Origin of the sequence: Niallia tiangongensis (genome assembly GCF_044704065.1) — a bacterium.
Taxonomy (GTDB): domain Bacteria; phylum Bacillota; class Bacilli; order Bacillales; family Cytobacillaceae; genus Niallia; species Niallia tiangongensis.
The window spans coordinates 99,333-121,680 of sequence record NZ_CP162613.1; the positions used below are offsets into that span (position 1 = coordinate 99,333).

Below are 22,348 nucleotides of genomic sequence, written 5' to 3' on the forward strand. Positions count from 1 at the left end.
AGGAGGTAAAAGATTGTTTAGAATAGGAAATGTTGAAATAAGCAACCGTGTTGTACTTGCACCAATGGCAGGAATTTCGAATTCTGCCTTTCGTTTAACAGTGAAAGAATTTGGGGCAGGTCTTGTTTGCGCGGAGATGATAAGTGATAAAGGGATTGTTTTAAAGAATAAGAAAACAATGGACATGCTTTATATAGACGAGCGCGAAAACCCATTAAGCTTACAGATTTTTGGTGGAGAAAAAGAAACGTTAGTGGAAGCGGCACAATTTGTTGATAAGAATACCAATGCGGATATTATCGATATTAATATGGGCTGTCCTGTGCCAAAGATTACAAAATGTGATGCGGGTGCTAGATGGTTGTTGGATCCAGATAAAATCTATGATATGGTTTCTGCTGTTGTAGAAAATGTAGATAAACCAGTAACGGTCAAAATGCGTATGGGATGGGATGAAGACCATATTTATGCGGTAAGAAATGCTCAGGCGGTTGAAAGTGCAGGTGGAGCAGCAGTTGCATTGCATGGTCGTACTCGTGTCCAATTATATGAAGGAACAGCAAATTGGGATATTATCCGTGAAGTAAAACAATCGATTAATATTCCTTTAATGGGAAACGGCGATGTGAAAACACCGCTGGATGCGAAAAGAATGCTAGATGAGACGGGCTGCGATGGTGTAATGGTTGGGAGAGCAGCACTAGGTAATCCGTGGATGATTTATAGTACTGTTAAGTATTTAGAAACTGGAGAATTGGTGGGTGATCCATCTGTTCGCGAGAAGATAGACGTGTGTATTCTTCACCTTGATCGTTTAATCAGCCTAAAGGGTGAGTATGTAGCAGTTAGAGAAATGCGAAAACATGCTGCGTGGTACTTAAAAGGTATTAAAGGAAATGCAAAAGCAAGGACTGCGGTTAATCAATGTGAAACAAGAGAACAGTTAGTAATATTATTAAATGCACTAGTATTAGAAGTAGAAGCGAGAGAGCAATCCGAAATCCAAGTGGGCTAATTTTGAAGGTAACTGTTTAAATTTCCTGTATTATGTGTAAAAATAAAGCTGTTGGATAAAAATCTGACAGTTTTTTTTCTTTTTTAGTGTCTGTAATCGTGACATTGTGTAGAATAATAAGGTATGTATAAAATTGAACGATTCCTTTTTTAGGTGATCATACATAAAAAGATAGTGGAGATGATTAAGCATGAGTCATGAAGAATTAAACTTAAATGACCAATTACTAGTTAGACGTAACAAAATGAATGAGTTACGCGAACAAGGAATAGATCCGTTTGGTAAACGTTTTGATAGAACTCATTTATCAGAAGCATTGAAAAAACAATATGAATCTCTAGAGAAAGAAGAGCTAGAGGAAAAAAATATTACTGTTACAATTGCCGGTAGAGTAATGACGAAAAGAGGAAAAGGAAAAGCTGGATTTGCTCATATTCAAGATCTTGAAGGACAAATTCAATTATATGTCCGTAAAGATAATGTAGGAGAAGAGCAATATGCTATTTTCAACTCTGTAGACTTAGGAGATATCGTTGGTGTAGAGGGTGTTTTATTTAAAACAAATGTAGGGGAACTTTCCATTAAAGTAAAAGATTTCACTCTGCTTACAAAAGCGTTGCGCCCGTTACCAGATAAATTCCACGGTTTAAAAGACATTGAACAACGTTATCGTCAACGTTATTTAGATTTAATTTCAAGTGAAGAAAGCAAGCATACATTTATTCTGCGCAGTAAGATTATTCAATCTATGCGCCGTTATCTAGACAGCCACGGTTATTTAGAAGTAGAAACACCGATGATGCATTCCATTGCAGGAGGAGCATCTGCGCGTCCTTTTATTACACATCATAATGCGTTAGATATGCCTTTATATATGCGTATTGCTATTGAACTTCACCTTAAAAGATTAATAGTTGGTGGATTAGAAAAAGTATATGAAATTGGTCGTGTATTCCGTAATGAAGGTGTATCAACCAGGCATAATCCGGAATTTACAATGATAGAACTTTATGAAGCCTATGCTGATTATCGAGATATTATGAGTCTTACAGAAAACTTAGTAGCTCATATTGCACAAGAAATCCATGGTTCAACTACAGTAGCATATGGAGATTATCAAGTTGATTTGAAGCCGGAATGGACAAGACTTCACATGGTAGATGCAATTAAGCAATATACAGGTGTAGATTTCTGGCCAGAGATGAGTGTTGAAGAGGCTAGAAAATTAGCAAAAGAAAATAATATAGAAATCAATGATAATATGACATATGGTCATATTGTTAATGAGTTCTTCGAGCAAAGAGTAGAAGAAAAATTAATCCAGCCTACATTCATTTACGGTCATCCGTTAGAAATTTCGCCATTGGCGAAGAAAAATGAGGAAGATCCTCGTTTTACAGATCGATTTGAATTATTCATCGTAGGAAGAGAGCATGCGAATGCCTTCACTGAATTAAATGATCCAATTGATCAAAGAGAAAGATTTGAAGCGCAATTAAAAGAGCGTGAGCAAGGAAATGACGAAGCGCACTTAATGGATGAGGATTTTGTAGAGGCATTAGAATATGGTATGCCTCCTACAGGTGGATTAGGAATTGGTATTGACCGTTTGGTTATGCTGTTAACAAATTCTCCGTCTATCAGAGATGTATTGTTATTCCCGTTGATGAGACATCGCTAATACAGAAACATGGTACCTACATGAAGGTACCATGTTTTTTATTTTCGAAAAAAGTTGTGTTCGATTTCTAATATATATTGATTCGCCTAAGGTCATGTAATAGAAGTGGAGGGTAGTGGGGGTATTTAGGGAGGGTGCAAGGTATTAAACTGAGGTAGACAGTACACTATAGAAGAGAGTGAAAGCGAAGGAGGAATTTAAGACGGATATTTGTAGTGTATTTGTTATTATATTTAAAAGTTAAATAACTCAACTTTCGCAGACCAAATTAGGCAGGTAAGCGCTGATGTAGCTCGGTAAACCTGCAATCCAATGTGATAGTTGATTTTTGAGTAATTTTTGTGTTTGTTTGTTTGTCTTCTTCAAGACATCTTGAAGAAGCTCGATTAATTGCTGTAATGCGACAGCCCAATCAAGTTCATTCACTTCGTCACACAGGTCGTAAAATAAACCACCTAATGTACGTTCATCTGTGTGGCAACGATTTTGCCACGAGAGAACAATGTATCTAGTAAAGACGATCGTTGTATGGCTGATGAGTAAGTCATACGAGCGTCCTTGAAACTCTTTTTGTAAACGAAGAAGTGACTTCGTCGTTTTAAAAAACACTTCAATATCCCAACGTATGCCGTAAATACGGACAATTTCTTGTTCAGATAGTGTGCAATCGGTGCTTAAAATGGCAAGCCACTCACTCTTCTTATTACGGTTTTGAACGAACACGACTTTAACGGGTACGCCATTTGCCATCGTCGTCGTGATTGAACGAAGTAGCCCTTTCTTTCCTTGAAGTGGCGTCGCAGATCGATAGAGTTGTTTTAAGGAAAGCATTTGTCCATTCACGTTGTAGCGTTGCTTGGCGTTCTTCACCATCCCAATCACATCAAGCCCTTGTTCAACGATAGCTTTAATAAGAGGTTGTTGAGTGAACCATGTGTCCATTAATACGTAAGACGCTTCAATTCCCTTGGATAACGCTCGTTCAATCATCGCCGGAATTTGGTCAGGTGCAGACTGTAACGCTTCTGTACGGCGTTTATAACCAGAACATCGCTTATCAACTTCTTCATTGATTCCGTTAATGGAAGATGTTTTTGAGCTTAGTAAAGAGAAGTCAATTGGCATGAAAGTATGCCCGTCTGACCAGCCTAATGTAAGCATTCGAAATCCTTTATAAAATCGCATTTTCAAAGAAGCATGATCAAAACAACGGGCAAGTAATTCAACATTTTTACTGCGATTACGATCAAACGTAGAGTCGTCAATAATGAGCACTTTTGGACGGTCCTTTGATGTAAGTACACTGACTTTTTGAATGGTAGCCGCACTAAAGTGTAAAAGAAATTTCCTCCAAGCAAACTTGGAGTGATTTAAAAATCGATAGACGGTATCTTTGCCTGGAAAACAATCATTCTTTTTGGATGTGACAAGGGCAAACCAATTTTTTTGATGGAAAATCAGACAAAAAACAAGCTGAAACAAATAGGCACATGAAAACCCAAAGCTTTTTCGAATACCTGCGCGACGCAGGTGTTTTGACACTTGCAATTCAGAGAATACAGCAGAAAGTTCATTTGGTAGTTGCTCACTCAAGTGTTTTTCCTTTATCATGGAGAAGGCACCTCTTCTTTGTGGTAATGGTTTCTAGTCAATTCCACTATACCAAAGAAGCAGGTGCTTTTTCTGTTTAAAAGCACTCGTCAAGTAACATAATTAATAGTTCTTAAAGCTTTGATAGACTTACTCAAATGTCAATTTTCAAGGTGCGAAAGTTGAGTTAAATAAGAAATAAAATACAATTAAATAATAAGAATATTTTTTCTTTTAAAAAGTAGTTGCATAGAGCGTGAAACGGTGGTATATTAATATTCGTTGCTGAAACAAGCAGTGATGAAAGAAAAAAAGAAATTAAAAAAGTGTTGACTTCGAGAATGGCTTCTGGTAATATTAAAAAGTCGCCGATGACGACATAAACAAATTGCTCTTTGAAAACTGAACAAACAAACGTCAACAATAATCATTTTATAACGAACGTTATAGAATGAAAACAACAAGTAATAAAAAAGCTAGAGTTTAGCAATGAGCTAATCAACTCTTTATTGGAGAGTTTGATCCTGGCTCAGGACGAACGCTGGCGGCGTGCCTAATACATGCAAGTCGAGCGGACTTTAAAAGCTTGCTTTTAAAGTTAGCGGCGGACGGGTGAGTAACACGTGGGCAACCTGCCTGTAAGACTGGGATAACTTCGGGAAACCGGAGCTAATACCGGATAATCCTTTTCTACTCATGTAGGAAAGCTGAAAGACGGTTTACGCTGTCACTTACAGATGGGCCCGCGGCGCATTAGCTAGTTGGTGAGGTAACGGCTCACCAAGGCAACGATGCGTAGCCGACCTGAGAGGGTGATCGGCCACACTGGGACTGAGACACGGCCCAGACTCCTACGGGAGGCAGCAGTAGGGAATCTTCCGCAATGGACGAAAGTCTGACGGAGCAACGCCGCGTGAGTGATGAAGGTTTTCGGATCGTAAAACTCTGTTGTTAGGGAAGAACAAGTACAAGAGTAACTGCTTGTACCTTGACGGTACCTAACCAGAAAGCCACGGCTAACTACGTGCCAGCAGCCGCGGTAATACGTAGGTGGCAAGCGTTGTCCGGAATTATTGGGCGTAAAGCGCGCGCAGGCGGTCCTTTAAGTCTGATGTGAAAGCCCACGGCTCAACCGTGGAGGGTCATTGGAAACTGGGGGACTTGAGTGCAGAAGAGAAGAGTGGAATTCCACGTGTAGCGGTGAAATGCGTAGAGATGTGGAGGAACACCAGTGGCGAAGGCGACTCTTTGGTCTGTAACTGACGCTGAGGCGCGAAAGCGTGGGGAGCAAACAGGATTAGATACCCTGGTAGTCCACGCCGTAAACGATGAGTGCTAAGTGTTAGAGGGTTTCCGCCCTTTAGTGCTGCAGCAAACGCATTAAGCACTCCGCCTGGGGAGTACGGCCGCAAGGCTGAAACTCAAAGGAATTGACGGGGGCCCGCACAAGCGGTGGAGCATGTGGTTTAATTCGAAGCAACGCGAAGAACCTTACCAGGTCTTGACATCCTCTGACACTCCTAGAGATAGGACGTTCCCCTTCGGGGGACAGAGTGACAGGTGGTGCATGGTTGTCGTCAGCTCGTGTCGTGAGATGTTGGGTTAAGTCCCGCAACGAGCGCAACCCTTGATCTTAGTTGCCAGCATTCAGTTGGGCACTCTAAGGTGACTGCCGGTGACAAACCGGAGGAAGGTGGGGATGACGTCAAATCATCATGCCCCTTATGACCTGGGCTACACACGTGCTACAATGGATGGTACAAAGGGCAGCAAAGCGGTGACGCCTAGCAAATCCCATAAAACCATTCTCAGTTCGGATTGTAGGCTGCAACTCGCCTACATGAAGCTGGAATCGCTAGTAATCGCGGATCAGCATGCCGCGGTGAATACGTTCCCGGGCCTTGTACACACCGCCCGTCACACCACGAGAGTTTGTAACACCCGAAGTCGGTGGGGTAACCGTAAGGAGCCAGCCGCCTAAGGTGGGATAGATGATTGGGGTGAAGTCGTAACAAGGTAGCCGTATCGGAAGGTGCGGCTGGATCACCTCCTTTCTAAGGAAAATGGAATTTACATTCCATCAAAGATTGTTGACGATTTGTTGTTCAGTTTTGAGGGAGCAATTCCTCAAAAACAGGCTTATAATAAGCCAATTGTTCCTTGAAAACTAGATTATGAATAGTAAAAACAAGAAAGAAACCGAGTAATCGCCATCTTAGATTCTCTATTTTAAATAGAAGAATTGAAATAAACTAAGGCTTTTAAGCCAATTAGTTAAGTTAGAAAGGGCGCACGGTGGATGCCTTGGCACTAGGAGCCGATGAAGGACGGGATTAACACCGATATGCTTTGGGGAGCTGTAAGTAAGCTTTGATCCAGAGATTTCCGAATGGGGAAACCCTCTATCCGTAATGGGATAGAATCTTTACCTGAATACATAGGGTACTGAAGGCAGACCCGGGGAACTGAAACATCTAAGTACCCGGAGGAAGAGAAAGCAAACGCGATTCCCTGAGTAGCGGCGAGCGAAACGGGATTAGCCCAAACCAAGAGGCTTGCCTCTTGGGGTTGTAGGACACTCTATATGGAGTTACAAAGGAACGGGGTAGACGAATCGATCTGGAAAGGTCAGTCGTAGAAGGTAAAAACCCTGTAGTCGAAACTTCGTTCCCTCTTGAGTGTATCCTGAGTACGGCGGGACACGAGAAATCCCGTCGGAAGCAGGGAGGACCATCTCCCAAGGCTAAATACTCCCTAGTGACCGATAGTGAACCAGTACCGTGAGGGAAAGGTGAAAAGCACCCCGGAAGGGGAGTGAAATAGATCCTGAAACCGTGTGCCTACAAGTAGTTAGAGCCCATTTATGGGTGATAGCGTGCCTTTTGTAGAATGAACCGGCGAGTTACGATTACATGCGAGGTTAAGTTGATAAGACGGAGCCGCAGCGAAAGCGAGTCTGAATAGGGCGAAATAGTATGTGGTTGTAGACCCGAAACCAGGTGATCTACCCATGTCCAGGGTGAAGTCCAGGTAACACTGGATGGAGGCCCGAACCCACGCACGTTGAAAAGTGCGGGGATGAGGTGTGGGTAGCGGAGAAATTCCAATCGAACTTGGAGATAGCTGGTTCTCTCCGAAATAGCTTTAGGGCTAGCCTCAAGATTTAGAGTATTGGAGGTAGAGCACTGTTTGGACTAGGGGCCCCCATCGGGTTACCGAATTCAGACAAACTCCGAATGCCAAATACTTATTCTTGGGAGTCAGACTACGAGTGATAAGATCCGTGGTCAAGAGGGAAACAGCCCAGACCACCAGCTAAGGTCCCAAAGTATACGTTAAGTGGAAAAGGATGTGGAGTTGCTTAGACAACCAGGATGTTGGCTTAGAAGCAGCCACCATTTAAAGAGTGCGTAATAGCTCACTGGTCGAGTGACTCTGCGCCGAAAATGTACCGGGGCTAAACGTATCACCGAAGCTGTGGATTGACATCTATGATGTCAGTGGTAGGAGAGCGTTCTAAGTGCGTCGAAGCTAGACCGTAAGGACTGGTGGAGCGCTTAGAAGTGAGAATGCCGGTATGAGTAGCGAAAGATGAGTGAGAATCTCATCCACCGAATGCCTAAGGTTTCCTGAGGAAGGCTCGTCCGCTCAGGGTTAGTCGGGACCTAAGCCGAGGCTGAAAAGCGTAGGCGATGGACAACAGGTTGATATTCCTGTACCACCTTTAAATCGTTTGAGCAATGGGGGGACGCAGGAGGATAGGGTAAGCGTGCTGTTGGATTAGCACGTCCAAGCAGTTAGGCCGGTAATGAGGCAAATCCCATTACCATAAAAGCGGAGCTGTGACGGCGAGGGAAATATAGTACCGAAGTTCCTGATTCCACACTGCCAAGAAAAGCCTCTAGCGAGATTTATGGTGCCCGTACCGCAAACCGACACAGGTAGGCGAGGAGAGAATCCTAAGGTGAGCGAGAGAACTCTCGTTAAGGAACTCGGCAAAATGACCCCGTAACTTCGGGAGAAGGGGTGCTCTTTTGGGTGTTAAAGCCCGAGAGAGCCGCAGTGAATAGGCCCAGGCGACTGTTTAGCAAAAACACAGGTCTCTGCGAAGCCGCAAGGCGAAGTATAGGGGCTGACACCTGCCCGGTGCTGGAAGGTTAAGAGGAGGGGTTAGCACGTTAAGTGCGAAGCTCTGAATTGAAGCCCCAGTAAACGGCGGCCGTAACTATAACGGTCCTAAGGTAGCGAAATTCCTTGTCGGGTAAGTTCCGACCCGCACGAAAGGTGTAACGATCTGGGCACTGTCTCAACGAGAGACTCGGTGAAATTATAGTACCTGTGAAGATGCAGGTTACCCGCGACAGGACGGAAAGACCCCGTGGAGCTTTACTGCAGCCTGATATTGAATTTTGGTACAGCTTGTACAGGATAGGTAGGAGCCTTGGAAGCCGGAGCGCTAGCTTCGGTGGAGGCATTGGTGGGATACTACCCTGGCTGTATTGACATTCTAACCCGCACCCCTTATCGGGGTGGGAGACAGTGTCAGGTGGGCAGTTTGACTGGGGCGGTCGCCTCCTAAAAAGTAACGGAGGCGCCCAAAGGTTCCCTCAGAATGGTTGGAAATCATTCGTAGAGTGTAAAGGCACAAGGGAGCTTGACTGCGAGACCTACAAGTCGAGCAGGGACGAAAGTCGGGCTTAGTGATCCGGTGGTTCCGCATGGAAGGGCCATCGCTCAACGGATAAAAGCTACCCCGGGGATAACAGGCTTATCTCCCCCAAGAGTCCACATCGACGGGGAGGTTTGGCACCTCGATGTCGGCTCATCGCATCCTGGGGCTGTAGTCGGTCCCAAGGGTTGGGCTGTTCGCCCATTAAAGCGGTACGCGAGCTGGGTTCAGAACGTCGTGAGACAGTTCGGTCCCTATCCGTCGTGGGCGTAGGAAATTTGAGAGGAGCTGTCCTTAGTACGAGAGGACCGGGATGGACGCACCGCTGGTGTACCAGTTGTCTTGCCAAAGGCATCGCTGGGTAGCTATGTGCGGAAGGGATAAGTGCTGAAAGCATCTAAGCATGAAGCCCCCCTCAAGATGAGATTTCCCATAGCGCAAGCTAGTAAGATCCCTGAAAGATGATCAGGTTGATAGGTCAGAGGTGGAAGCGTGGCGACATGTGGAGCTGACTGATACTAATAGATCGAGGACTTAACTAAAAACTCTTAGCGTAAGCTAAGAAAGATTACTTGTTTCTTATCTTTTACTTCATAATCTAGTTTTGAGGGAATAACTCTCAAAAATAAATAGTCTGGTGGCGATAGCGAGAAGGTCACACCCGTTCCCATACCGAACACGGAAGTTAAGCTTCTCAGCGCCGATGGTAGTTGGGGGTTCTCCCCCTGTGAGAGTAGGACGTCGCCAGGCGTTATATATGGAGGATTAGCTCAGCTGGGAGAGCATCTGCCTTACAAGCAGAGGGTCGGCGGTTCGATCCCGTCATCCTCCACCATTATTATTATTGGACAAACTATGATATGCCGGTTTAGCTCAATTGGTAGAGCAACTGACTTGTAATCAGTAGGTTGGGGGTTCAAGTCCTCTAGCCGGCACCACTTTATGAGCCATTAGCTCAGTTGGTAGAGCATCTGACTTTTAATCAGAGGGTCGGAGGTTCGAATCCTCCATGGCTCATCTTATTTTGTCTGCGGGTGTGGCGGAATTGGCAGACGCACTAGACTTAGGATCTAGCGCCGCAAGGCGTGGGGGTTCGACTCCCTTCACCCGCACCAATTAAATATACGCGGAAGTAGTTCAGTGGTAGAACACCACCTTGCCAAGGTGGGGGTCGCGGGTTCGAATCCCGTCTTCCGCTCCATAAAAAAACAATGCCGGGGTGGCGGAACTGGCAGACGCACAGGACTTAAAATCCTGCGGTAGGTGACTACCGTACCGGTTCGATTCCGGTCCTCGGCACCATTGTTTTTAAATTAATGCGCCCGTAGCTCAATTGGATAGAGCGTCTGACTACGGATCAGAAGGTTATGGGTTCGACTCCTTTCGGGCGCGCCATTATATTTCGGGAAGTAGCTCAGCTTGGTAGAGCACTTGGTTTGGGACCAAGGGGTCGCAGGTTCGAATCCTGTCTTCCCGACCATCATTGTTTGGGGCCTTAGCTCAGCTGGGAGAGCGCCTGCCTTGCACGCAGGAGGTCAGCGGTTCGATCCCGCTAGGCTCCACCAAAAAATAAAAAAGTATATTGACAGTGGTTTTAATAACTGTTATTATATAAAAGTTGCTTCTGATAGCAACAAACAAATTGCTCTTTGAAAACTGAACAAACAAACGTCAACAATAATCATTTTATAACGAACGTTATAGAATGAAAACAACAAGTAATAAAAAAGCTAGAGTTTAGCAATGAGCTAATCAACTCTTTATTGGAGAGTTTGATCCTGGCTCAGGACGAACGCTGGCGGCGTGCCTAATACATGCAAGTCGAGCGGACTTTAAAAGCTTGCTTTTAAAGTTAGCGGCGGACGGGTGAGTAACACGTGGGCAACCTGCCTGTAAGACTGGGATAACTTCGGGAAACCGGAGCTAATACCGGATAATCCTTTTCTACTCATGTAGGAAAGCTGAAAGACGGTTTACGCTGTCACTTACAGATGGGCCCGCGGCGCATTAGCTAGTTGGTGAGGTAACGGCTCACCAAGGCAACGATGCGTAGCCGACCTGAGAGGGTGATCGGCCACACTGGGACTGAGACACGGCCCAGACTCCTACGGGAGGCAGCAGTAGGGAATCTTCCGCAATGGACGAAAGTCTGACGGAGCAACGCCGCGTGAGTGATGAAGGTTTTCGGATCGTAAAACTCTGTTGTTAGGGAAGAACAAGTACAAGAGTAACTGCTTGTACCTTGACGGTACCTAACCAGAAAGCCACGGCTAACTACGTGCCAGCAGCCGCGGTAATACGTAGGTGGCAAGCGTTGTCCGGAATTATTGGGCGTAAAGCGCGCGCAGGCGGTCCTTTAAGTCTGATGTGAAAGCCCACGGCTCAACCGTGGAGGGTCATTGGAAACTGGGGGACTTGAGTGCAGAAGAGAAGAGTGGAATTCCACGTGTAGCGGTGAAATGCGTAGAGATGTGGAGGAACACCAGTGGCGAAGGCGACTCTTTGGTCTGTAACTGACGCTGAGGCGCGAAAGCGTGGGGAGCAAACAGGATTAGATACCCTGGTAGTCCACGCCGTAAACGATGAGTGCTAAGTGTTAGAGGGTTTCCGCCCTTTAGTGCTGCAGCAAACGCATTAAGCACTCCGCCTGGGGAGTACGGCCGCAAGGCTGAAACTCAAAGGAATTGACGGGGGCCCGCACAAGCGGTGGAGCATGTGGTTTAATTCGAAGCAACGCGAAGAACCTTACCAGGTCTTGACATCCTCTGACACTCCTAGAGATAGGACGTTCCCCTTCGGGGGACAGAGTGACAGGTGGTGCATGGTTGTCGTCAGCTCGTGTCGTGAGATGTTGGGTTAAGTCCCGCAACGAGCGCAACCCTTGATCTTAGTTGCCAGCATTCAGTTGGGCACTCTAAGGTGACTGCCGGTGACAAACCGGAGGAAGGTGGGGATGACGTCAAATCATCATGCCCCTTATGACCTGGGCTACACACGTGCTACAATGGATGGTACAAAGGGCAGCAAAGCGGTGACGCCTAGCAAATCCCATAAAACCATTCTCAGTTCGGATTGTAGGCTGCAACTCGCCTACATGAAGCTGGAATCGCTAGTAATCGCGGATCAGCATGCCGCGGTGAATACGTTCCCGGGCCTTGTACACACCGCCCGTCACACCACGAGAGTTTGTAACACCCGAAGTCGGTGGGGTAACCGTAAGGAGCCAGCCGCCTAAGGTGGGATAGATGATTGGGGTGAAGTCGTAACAAGGTAGCCGTATCGGAAGGTGCGGCTGGATCACCTCCTTTCTAAGGAAAATGGAATTTACATTCCATCAAAGATTGTTGACGATTTGTTGTTCAGTTTTGAGGGAGCAATTCCTCAAAAACAGGCTTATAATAAGCCAATTGTTCCTTGAAAACTAGATTATGAATAGTAAAAACAAGAAAGAAACCGAGTAATCGCCATCTTAGATTCTCTATTTTAAATAGAAGAATTGAAATAAACTAAGGCTTTTAAGCCAATTAGTTAAGTTAGAAAGGGCGCACGGTGGATGCCTTGGCACTAGGAGCCGATGAAGGACGGGATTAACACCGATATGCTTTGGGGAGCTGTAAGTAAGCTTTGATCCAGAGATTTCCGAATGGGGAAACCCTCTATCCGTAATGGGATAGAATCTTTACCTGAATACATAGGGTACTGAAGGCAGACCCGGGGAACTGAAACATCTAAGTACCCGGAGGAAGAGAAAGCAAACGCGATTCCCTGAGTAGCGGCGAGCGAAACGGGATTAGCCCAAACCAAGAGGCTTGCCTCTTGGGGTTGTAGGACACTCTATATGGAGTTACAAAGGAACGGGGTAGACGAATCGATCTGGAAAGGTCAGTCGTAGAAGGTAAAAACCCTGTAGTCGAAACTTCGTTCCCTCTTGAGTGTATCCTGAGTACGGCGGGACACGAGAAATCCCGTCGGAAGCAGGGAGGACCATCTCCCAAGGCTAAATACTCCCTAGTGACCGATAGTGAACCAGTACCGTGAGGGAAAGGTGAAAAGCACCCCGGAAGGGGAGTGAAATAGATCCTGAAACCGTGTGCCTACAAGTAGTTAGAGCCCATTTATGGGTGATAGCGTGCCTTTTGTAGAATGAACCGGCGAGTTACGATTACATGCGAGGTTAAGTTGATAAGACGGAGCCGCAGCGAAAGCGAGTCTGAATAGGGCGAAATAGTATGTGGTTGTAGACCCGAAACCAGGTGATCTACCCATGTCCAGGGTGAAGTCCAGGTAACACTGGATGGAGGCCCGAACCCACGCACGTTGAAAAGTGCGGGGATGAGGTGTGGGTAGCGGAGAAATTCCAATCGAACTTGGAGATAGCTGGTTCTCTCCGAAATAGCTTTAGGGCTAGCCTCAAGATTTAGAGTATTGGAGGTAGAGCACTGTTTGGACTAGGGGCCCCCATCGGGTTACCGAATTCAGACAAACTCCGAATGCCAAATACTTATTCTTGGGAGTCAGACTACGAGTGATAAGATCCGTGGTCAAGAGGGAAACAGCCCAGACCACCAGCTAAGGTCCCAAAGTATACGTTAAGTGGAAAAGGATGTGGAGTTGCTTAGACAACCAGGATGTTGGCTTAGAAGCAGCCACCATTTAAAGAGTGCGTAATAGCTCACTGGTCGAGTGACTCTGCGCCGAAAATGTACCGGGGCTAAACGTATCACCGAAGCTGTGGATTGACATCTATGATGTCAGTGGTAGGAGAGCGTTCTAAGTGCGTCGAAGCTAGACCGTAAGGACTGGTGGAGCGCTTAGAAGTGAGAATGCCGGTATGAGTAGCGAAAGATGAGTGAGAATCTCATCCACCGAATGCCTAAGGTTTCCTGAGGAAGGCTCGTCCGCTCAGGGTTAGTCGGGACCTAAGCCGAGGCTGAAAAGCGTAGGCGATGGACAACAGGTTGATATTCCTGTACCACCTTTAAATCGTTTGAGCAATGGGGGGACGCAGGAGGATAGGGTAAGCGTGCTGTTGGATTAGCACGTCCAAGCAGTTAGGCCGGTAATGAGGCAAATCCCATTACCATAAAAGCGGAGCTGTGACGGCGAGGGAAATATAGTACCGAAGTTCCTGATTCCACACTGCCAAGAAAAGCCTCTAGCGAGATTTATGGTGCCCGTACCGCAAACCGACACAGGTAGGCGAGGAGAGAATCCTAAGGTGAGCGAGAGAACTCTCGTTAAGGAACTCGGCAAAATGACCCCGTAACTTCGGGAGAAGGGGTGCTCTTTTGGGTGTTAAAGCCCGAGAGAGCCGCAGTGAATAGGCCCAGGCGACTGTTTAGCAAAAACACAGGTCTCTGCGAAGCCGCAAGGCGAAGTATAGGGGCTGACACCTGCCCGGTGCTGGAAGGTTAAGAGGAGGGGTTAGCACGTTAAGTGCGAAGCTCTGAATTGAAGCCCCAGTAAACGGCGGCCGTAACTATAACGGTCCTAAGGTAGCGAAATTCCTTGTCGGGTAAGTTCCGACCCGCACGAAAGGTGTAACGATCTGGGCACTGTCTCAACGAGAGACTCGGTGAAATTATAGTACCTGTGAAGATGCAGGTTACCCGCGACAGGACGGAAAGACCCCGTGGAGCTTTACTGCAGCCTGATATTGAATTTTGGTACAGCTTGTACAGGATAGGTAGGAGCCTTGGAAGCCGGAGCGCTAGCTTCGGTGGAGGCATTGGTGGGATACTACCCTGGCTGTATTGACATTCTAACCCGCACCCCTTATCGGGGTGGGAGACAGTGTCAGGTGGGCAGTTTGACTGGGGCGGTCGCCTCCTAAAAAGTAACGGAGGCGCCCAAAGGTTCCCTCAGAATGGTTGGAAATCATTCGTAGAGTGTAAAGGCACAAGGGAGCTTGACTGCGAGACCTACAAGTCGAGCAGGGACGAAAGTCGGGCTTAGTGATCCGGTGGTTCCGCATGGAAGGGCCATCGCTCAACGGATAAAAGCTACCCCGGGGATAACAGGCTTATCTCCCCCAAGAGTCCACATCGACGGGGAGGTTTGGCACCTCGATGTCGGCTCATCGCATCCTGGGGCTGTAGTCGGTCCCAAGGGTTGGGCTGTTCGCCCATTAAAGCGGTACGCGAGCTGGGTTCAGAACGTCGTGAGACAGTTCGGTCCCTATCCGTCGTGGGCGTAGGAAATTTGAGAGGAGCTGTCCTTAGTACGAGAGGACCGGGATGGACGCACCGCTGGTGTACCAGTTGTCTTGCCAAAGGCATCGCTGGGTAGCTATGTGCGGAAGGGATAAGTGCTGAAAGCATCTAAGCATGAAGCCCCCCTCAAGATGAGATTTCCCATAGCGCAAGCTAGTAAGATCCCTGAAAGATGATCAGGTTGATAGGTCAGAGGTGGAAGCGTGGCGACATGTGGAGCTGACTGATACTAATAGATCGAGGACTTAACTAAAAACTCTTAGCGTAAGCTAAGAAAGATTACTTGTTTCTTATCTTTTACTTCATAATCTAGTTTTGAGGGAATAACTCTCAAAAATAAATAGTCTGGTGGCGATAGCGAGAAGGTCACACCCGTTCCCATACCGAACACGGAAGTTAAGCTTCTCAGCGCCGATGGTAGTTGGGGGTTCTCCCCCTGTGAGAGTAGGACGTCGCCAGGCTGTCAAAAAGTTCTAAAAGCTTAATGCTTTTAGGGCTTTTTTATTTTAATTATCTTTTTTATATTTCCCCCCAAATGTATTATTCCTTTTAAATTCCTTCCGCTTTGATATGTATAAATATACCATTATTTATTCTATTAAGATAAGCCCCAACAAATTATTCAAACTTGAAAATTGTGATAAATCAGACTATAGTTAATATAATCTTATACACACTCTCCTCTGTGACATGAAAGAATGATGATAGCAGGTTTGGAATGACTAAAAAATGGGAAAATTAATAAAACGTCTTCCTTGCTAAATATTATTTTTATCGTGTATAATTATAGTCAAATATAGTCAAAGTCAGAAGGGGGAGGCTTGGTGAGAAATATTTCGGATATAATTGAGCATTACTTAAAAGAAGTATTAGAAATGAGCGAAAAATCATTAGTGGAAATAAAGCGAAGTGAAATCGCCGATAAATTTGAGTGTGTGCCATCACAAATTAATTATGTCATTAATACTCGTTTCACTATTGAAAAGGGGTATGTTGTTGAAAGTAAACGTGGTGGCGGTGGTTTCATTCGAATTATGAAAGTTCAAACATATGATCATGCCCATTTAATTGATCAATTACTATCCCTTATTCAAAGTCGGATACCTCAAAATAGTGCGGAAGATTTAATTCTTCGACTAGTAGAAGAAGATGTTATTAATAAGCGAGAAGCAAAGATTATGTTAAGTGTAATCGATCGCTCTGTATTATATTTAGAATTACCTTATCGAGATGAATTAAGAGCAAGATTATTAAAGGCGATGTTAACATCATTAAAATACAAATAACATCCCAGTTTTTAAATTGAGGTGAGAAATATGATGTGTTCTGAATGTAATCAAAGACCAGCTACTCTACATTTTTCAAAAAATATTAATGGGAATAAGACAGAGTTTCATCTCTGTGAGCATTGTGCAAAAGAAAATGGCGATATGTTTATGATAAATGGGGCATCTGGTTTATCTTTAAACAGTTTATTGGCTGGATTACTAAATATAGAGCCAAGTTTCCAACACATCACGGAGGATACTTATAAGCGACAGCAGCCTTTACAGTGTAAAGAGTGCCAGATGACATTTTCTCAATTCAGGAAAATTGGTAAATTAGGATGTCCTCACTGTTACGATACATTTAAAGAACAATTGCTGCCATTCATTAAACGATTGCATGGTGGCAATGTTGAGCATAAAGGAAAAATTCCAGAAAGAATAGGCGGCCATTATCTCATTAAAAAGGAAATTGACCAGTTACGAATGGAGATCAAGGAACTGATTAATAGGGAAGAGTTTGAAAAAGCAGCAGTTATTCGAGATGAAATAAAACATAAAGAAAAACAGTTAACTTCTTTAAATGAGGGAGGGGAGTAACGTGTCTTTAGAAAAATTTATAAGTAAAGCACGGACTTCGTGGATGAGTTCCGATGGACCAGACTCTGAAATTGTTCTTACCTCTCGGATTCGATTAGCTAGGAATATACAGAGCGTGAAATTTCCTCTTTTATTTTCAAAAGAAGAAGCTGATAATGTGATCCAGCAGGTAGAGGATTCTTTATTAAAGCAATCTGATCAATCTATTAGAGAGCTGGAATTGCTTGCAATGAGTGAATTAAACACATTAGAGAAAAGAGTTCTCGTAGAAAAGCATCTAATTAGTCCTCAACTTGCTGACCAATCTCCTTATGGAGCTGTCATATTATCAGAAGATGAAGAGTTAAGTATCATGATTAATGAAGAGGATCATATTCGAATTCAGTGTATAAAGCCTGGTCTCCAAATAGATGAAGCGTTTAAAGAGGCTGATTCAATAGATGATTTAATAGAAAAAAAGATAGATTATGCTTATCATACAGAAATGGGATATTTAACAAGCTGTCCGACTAATATTGGAACAGGTTTAAGAGCTTCTGTAATGATGCATTTACCAGGAATGGTGTTAACGCAACAAATGAGTCGCATTATTCCGGCTATTCAACAACTTGGCTTAGTGGTTAGAGGTATTTATGGGGAAGGCAGCGAGGCTCTAGGGAATATTTTCCAGATATCCAATCAAATAACTTTAGGAAGATCTGAAAAAGACATCATGGAGGAACTGAAAAGTGTTGTTACTCAGTTAATTGAGCAAGAAAAAGGAGCAAGAAATGCATTAGCACAAACCTCTAACATACAATTAGAAGATAGAGTTTTCCGTTCCTATGGAATACTACGCAATAGTCGTATTATGGAAACAAAGGAAGCGGCTAAATGCCTATCGGATGTTAGATTAGGTATTGATATGGGATATATTAAGAATATATCAAAAAGTATCCTTAATGAATTAATGATTCTTACTCAGCCAGGATTTTTACAACTTTACGCAGGAGAACAGATGAATCCAAATGATCGCGATATACGTCGTGCATCCTTAATAAGAGAAAGATTAAAATTGGAAGCAGAATAAAGATTCTAAGGAGGATGAAAGTATGATGTTTGGCCGATTTACAGAAAGAGCGCAGAAGGTATTAGCACTTTCCCAGGAAGAAGCAATTCGCTTAGGTCATAATAATATTGGTACAGAGCATATTTTACTTGGGTTAGTTCGTGAAGGGGAAGGAATCGCAGCCAAGGCTTTACAGGCGCTTGGATTAGGTGCTGAAAAAATTCAAGAGGAAGTAGAAAATTTGATCGGCCGTGGGCAAGATGCAGCACAAACTATTCATTATACACCAAGAGCTAAAAAAGTAATTGAACTATCGATGGATGAAGCAAGAAAATTAGGTCATTCTTATGTTGGTACAGAACATATCCTTTTAGGTTTAATTAGAGAAGGGGAGGGGGTAGCTGCTAGAGTATTAAATAATCTAGGTGTAAGCCTAAATAAAGCTCGTCAACAAGTACTGCAGTTACTTGGAAGTAGTGAGGCTGGCAATCATCCAGGTGGCTCGGCAGCTAGTGCTAATACTCCAACTCTTGATAGCTTAGCTCGTGATTTAACAGCTATTGCAAGAGAAGGAAGTCTTGATCCAGTTATCGGTAGAAGCAAGGAAATCCAACGTGTTATTGAAGTGTTAAGCAGACGAACAAAAAATAATCCTGTATTAATAGGGGAACCAGGTGTTGGTAAAACAGCTATTGCCGAAGGTCTTGCACAACAAATTATTCAAAATGAAGTTCCGGAAATTTTAAGGGATAAACGTGTTATGACATTGGATATGGGTACAGTTGTGGCTGGTACGAAATATCGTGGTGAATTTGAAGATCGTTTAAAGAAAGTAATGGATGAAATTCGCCAGGCTGGTAATATTATTCTATTCATTGATGAGTTGCATACTTTAATTGGTGCAGGTGGGGCAGAAGGGGCTATCGATGCTTCTAATATTCTAAAACCATCTTTAGCTAGAGGTGAGCTTCAATGTATTGGTGCTACTACATTAGATGAATATCGTAAATATATTGAAAAAGATGCGGCTTTAGAAAGAAGATTCCAGCCTATTACTGTAGATGAACCTACTAGTGAAGAATCTATTCAAATTTTAAAAGGATTAAGGGATCGATATGAAGCACATCATCGTGTTTCTATTACAGATGAAGCGATTGATGCAGCTGTGAAATTATCTGATCGCTATATTTCTGATCGTTTCTTACCAGATAAAGCAATTGATTTGATTGATGAGGCTGGTTCTAAGGTTCGTTTAAGATCCTATACAACTCCGCCTAATTTAAAAGAGTTGGAAGTAAAGTTAGAGGAAGTACGCAAAGAAAAGGATGCTTCTGTTCAAAGTCAGGAATTCGAGAAGGCGGCATCTTTACGTGATACAGAACAAAGGTTAAGAGAACAATTAGAAGAGACGAAGAAGAATTGGAAAGAAAAGCAGGGACAAGAAAATACAGAAGTGACAGTGGAAGATATTGCGAGTGTTGTTTCTAGCTGGACTGGAATACCTGTATCTAAGCTTGCACAAACGGAAACAGATAAGTTATTAAACATGGAAAATATTCTTCACAATCGAGTAATTGGTCAAGAAGAAGCAGTAATTGCGATTTCTAAAGCGGTAAGACGTGCTAGAGCTGGATTAAAAGATCCAAAGAGACCAATTGGCTCCTTTATTTTCCTTGGTCCTACTGGGGTAGGTAAAACGGAGCTTGCTCGTGCTCTTGCGGAGTCTATGTTTGGGGATGAAGATGCGATGATTCGTATCGATATGTCTGAATACATGGAGAAGCACTCCACTTCAAGATTAGTAGGATCACCTCCAGGGTATGTTGGGTATGAAGAAGGCGGACAATTAACGGAGAAAGTAAGAAGAAAACCATATTCTGTTGTGCTTTTAGATGAAATTGAGAAGGCACATCCTGATGTATTTAATATCTTACTTCAAGTGCTAGAAGATGGTCGCTTAACAGACTCAAAAGGAAGAACGGTTGATTTCCGTAATACTGTATTAATTATGACTTCTAATGTTGGTGCTTCTGCGTTAAAACAAAATAAATATGTTGGTTTCAACGTTCAGGATGGAGACCAAGATTATAAAGATATGAAGGGCAAAGTAATGGAAGAGCTAAAAAGAGCATTCCGTCCAGAGTTCTTAAACCGTATCGATGAGACAATTGTTTTCCATGCATTAGAGAAGAAGCATTTAAAGGAAATCGTAACTTTAATGGCAGATCAGTTAGTTAAACGCCTAGCAGAGATGGATATTCAATTAGCCATTACAGAAGCTGCAAAAGAAAAAATTGCAGAAGAAGGTTATGATCCAGAGTATGGAGCAAGACCACTTCGTCGTGCAATACAAAGGCATGTAGAGGACCGATTATCTGAAGAGCTTTTAAAAGGAACCGTATTAACTGGTCAACAGATTGAATTAGATGTAGAAAATGGTGAGTTCACAGTAAAGGTAAATGGAGCAGAGCCAGCAGTAAATCTGCAAAAATAATAAGCGAATAGATTAATATAAGTGACACACGTATTACAGCTTCCTGCGTGTGTCCTTTCTTTATTTAATAAAATATAGGGAAAAGATAACCGTCTAAGTATTCGAATAGAAACAAATCAGGAATACATATCATTAGGATGGGAGAAATTAGTAGACGAAAGGAAAAGGGTGCTGAACATGGCCAAGAGGAAAACAAAATTTCTTTGTCAGGATTGCGGATATGAATCTGCAAAATGGATGGGGAAATGCCCAGGGTGCGGCAACTGGAATACAATGGTGGAAGAAGTAGAGAAAGGCGCTGTTCAAAGAAAAGGAGCGTTCGCCCACTCAGCTACCAGTACGATTGCTGCAAAACCGATTCCTATAACAAGTATTGAAACTGTTAATGAACCAAGAATTTATACAGATTTAACCGAATTAAATCGTGTGCTTGGAGGAGGTATAGTTCGTGGTTCACTCGTATTAATAGGAGGGGATCCAGGGATAGGGAAGTCAACACTTCTATTACAAGTCTCCTCTCAGTTGGCACAGAAAAAGCACTCTGTTTTATATGTATCTGGGGAGGAATCCCAGAAGCAAACAAAGTTAAGAGCGGACCGCTTAGGAGTAGTTTCAGACCATTTGCTTGTTTATTCGGAAACCAATCTAGAAGATATAAGTAGAACGATTGAAAATACAAATGTAGAGTTTGTCGTTATTGATTCTATTCAAACAATCTATCATCCGGAAGTTACTTCCGCACCTGGAAGTGTTTCTCAAGTTAGAGAATGTACAGCGGAATTAATGCGAATTGGAAAAACAAAAGGAATAGCAATTTTTATTGTAGGACATGTAACAAAAGAAGGCTCTATCGCAGGTCCAAGATTGTTAGAACATATGGTGGATACTGTTTTGTATTTCGAGGGAGAAAGGCATCATACATATCGCATTTTGCGAGCAGTAAAGAATCGTTTTGGCTCTACCAATGAGATGGGCATTTTTGAGATGAAGGAATTTGGTCTTGAAGAAGTGGAGAATCCATCTGAAATTTTCCTGGAAGAGCGTTCACAAGGTGCCGCTGGTTCAACCGTTGTAGCATCAATGGAAGGGACAAGACCTGTACTTGTTGAAATCCAAGCATTGATATCACCGACTAGCTTCGGAAATCCAAGGAGGATGGCGACAGGGATAGATCATAACAGAGTCCCGCTTTTAATGGCAGTATTAGAAAAAAGAGTAGGGATGTTATTACAGAATCAGGATGCATATTTAAAAGTAGCTGGTGGTGTAAAACTGGATGAGCCTGCTATTGATTTAGCAATCGCAGTAAGTATTGCCTCAAGCTTTAGAGATAAACCGACTAGAGCAACGGATTGTATTATAGGAGAAGTTGGTTTAACAGGAGAAGTGAGAAGGGTTTCTCGTATTGAACAAAGAGTACAAGAGGCTGCTAAACTTGGGTTTGAACGTGTTATTATTCCATCAAATAATTTAAGTGGTTTAAAGGCTCCAGAGGGAATCGAGGTTGTTGGAGTTAATACAGTGGCAGAAGCATTAACAGCGGCATTGGGGCATTAATTTAGAAAAAATACATTGATGTGAATTTTCAGTTGTGTTAAAATGGAATATTTATTTATTTGACAGGAATTTATTTTTAATGCTAATCTAGTTTTATCAAATAAAATAGGTATTTATCTCTTTGTCTGTGTTAAATTTCCAATTTATAGTAGGGGATTATGTGCTTTTTCTATGTATCTTCCTTAATCAAGAATTTTTATAGATGGATACGAAGGCG

At 43.5% G+C, this 22,348-nt stretch carries 8 protein-coding genes, 9 tRNA genes and 6 rRNA genes; 22 read left to right on the forward strand and 1 reads right to left on the reverse strand.

Annotation, left to right across the window (positions count from 1 at the left end):
• Positions 1-13 precede the first annotated feature (13 nt).
• Together dusB and lysS are read left to right on the forward strand one after the other, a co-directional pair.
• Positions 14-1,015, forward strand: coding sequence for a tRNA dihydrouridine synthase DusB (gene dusB / locus AB3U99_RS00500; RefSeq protein ID WP_400244793.1), 1,002 nt, complete (start codon positions 14-16; stop codon positions 1,013-1,015).
• 190 nt (positions 1,016-1,205) lie between these two features.
• Positions 1,206-2,696 (forward strand): lysine--tRNA ligase, encoded by a 1,491-nt coding sequence (gene lysS, locus AB3U99_RS00505; RefSeq protein ID WP_400244795.1) that lies wholly within the window; start codon positions 1,206-1,208, stop codon positions 2,694-2,696.
• A gap of 249 nt (positions 2,697-2,945) precedes the next feature.
• Here lysS and AB3U99_RS00510 read toward each other — a convergent pair whose 3' ends face one another.
• Positions 2,946-4,307: a transposase gene (locus tag AB3U99_RS00510; RefSeq protein WP_400244797.1), complete on the reverse strand. Its 1,362-nt coding sequence runs from the start codon at positions 4,305-4,307 to the stop codon at positions 2,946-2,948.
• A 485-nt stretch (positions 4,308-4,792) separates the two neighbouring features.
• On the opposite strand from AB3U99_RS00510, the gene AB3U99_RS00515 reads away from it, so the two are divergent.
• The 20 genes from AB3U99_RS00515 to radA all read left to right on the forward strand — a co-directional run bounded on the left by AB3U99_RS00515 (position 4,793) and on the right by radA (position 22,131).
• Positions 4,793-6,340: ribosomal RNA gene (locus AB3U99_RS00515) — 16S ribosomal RNA — on the forward strand.
• A gap of 218 nt (positions 6,341-6,558) precedes the next feature.
• Positions 6,559-9,497 (forward strand): 23S ribosomal RNA (locus AB3U99_RS00520).
• Between the two features lie 91 nt (positions 9,498-9,588).
• A 5S ribosomal RNA gene (rrf, locus tag AB3U99_RS00525) occupies positions 9,589-9,705 on the forward strand.
• 9 nt (positions 9,706-9,714) lie between these two features.
• Positions 9,715-9,790: transfer RNA gene (locus tag AB3U99_RS00530), tRNA-Val, on the forward strand.
• A gap of 27 nt (positions 9,791-9,817) precedes the next feature.
• Positions 9,818-9,893: transfer RNA gene (locus AB3U99_RS00535), tRNA-Thr, on the forward strand.
• 6 nt (positions 9,894-9,899) lie between these two features.
• A tRNA-Lys gene (locus AB3U99_RS00540) sits at positions 9,900-9,972 on the forward strand.
• Positions 9,973-9,985: 13 nt separating this feature from the next.
• Positions 9,986-10,070 (forward strand) — tRNA-Leu (locus AB3U99_RS00545).
• Positions 10,071-10,081: 11 nt separating this feature from the next.
• A tRNA-Gly gene (locus AB3U99_RS00550) sits at positions 10,082-10,156 on the forward strand.
• A 12-nt stretch (positions 10,157-10,168) separates the two neighbouring features.
• A tRNA-Leu gene (locus AB3U99_RS00555) sits at positions 10,169-10,257 on the forward strand.
• A gap of 16 nt (positions 10,258-10,273) precedes the next feature.
• Positions 10,274-10,350, forward strand: a tRNA-Arg gene (locus AB3U99_RS00560).
• Positions 10,351-10,358: 8 nt separating this feature from the next.
• A tRNA-Pro gene (locus AB3U99_RS00565) sits at positions 10,359-10,435 on the forward strand.
• A 9-nt stretch (positions 10,436-10,444) separates the two neighbouring features.
• Positions 10,445-10,520: transfer RNA gene (locus tag AB3U99_RS00570), tRNA-Ala, on the forward strand.
• A 195-nt stretch (positions 10,521-10,715) separates the two neighbouring features.
• Positions 10,716-12,263: ribosomal RNA gene (locus AB3U99_RS00575) — 16S ribosomal RNA — on the forward strand.
• A gap of 218 nt (positions 12,264-12,481) precedes the next feature.
• Positions 12,482-15,420, forward strand: a 23S ribosomal RNA gene (locus AB3U99_RS00580).
• Between the two features lie 91 nt (positions 15,421-15,511).
• Positions 15,512-15,628, forward strand: a 5S ribosomal RNA gene (gene rrf, locus AB3U99_RS00585).
• Together the 16S, 23S and 5S rRNA genes with 9 tRNA genes alongside form the textbook arrangement of a ribosomal RNA operon.
• A 363-nt stretch (positions 15,629-15,991) precedes the next feature.
• Positions 15,992-16,453 (forward strand): CtsR family transcriptional regulator, encoded by a 462-nt coding sequence (locus AB3U99_RS00590; RefSeq protein WP_400244799.1) that lies wholly within the window; start codon positions 15,992-15,994, stop codon positions 16,451-16,453.
• Positions 16,454-16,483: 30 nt separating this feature from the next.
• The gene (locus AB3U99_RS00595; protein WP_400244801.1) at positions 16,484-17,032 is read left to right on the forward strand and encodes a UvrB/UvrC motif-containing protein; all 549 of its coding nucleotides are present in this window, start codon (positions 16,484-16,486) and stop codon (positions 17,030-17,032) included.
• 1 nt (position 17,033) lies between these two features.
• Positions 17,034-18,101: a protein arginine kinase gene (locus AB3U99_RS00600; protein ID WP_400244803.1), complete on the forward strand. Its 1,068-nt coding sequence runs from the start codon at positions 17,034-17,036 to the stop codon at positions 18,099-18,101.
• Between the two features lie 22 nt (positions 18,102-18,123).
• Positions 18,124-20,574 carry an ATP-dependent protease ATP-binding subunit ClpC gene (gene clpC, locus AB3U99_RS00605; protein WP_400244804.1) on the forward strand — a complete coding sequence of 817 codons (2,451 nt, stop codon included), beginning with the start codon at positions 18,124-18,126 and terminating at the stop codon, positions 20,572-20,574.
• Between the two features lie 177 nt (positions 20,575-20,751).
• Positions 20,752-22,131 (forward strand): DNA repair protein RadA, encoded by a 1,380-nt coding sequence (gene radA / locus AB3U99_RS00610; protein ID WP_400244806.1) that lies wholly within the window; start codon positions 20,752-20,754, stop codon positions 22,129-22,131.
• The last annotated feature ends 217 nt before the right edge of the window (positions 22,132-22,348 follow it).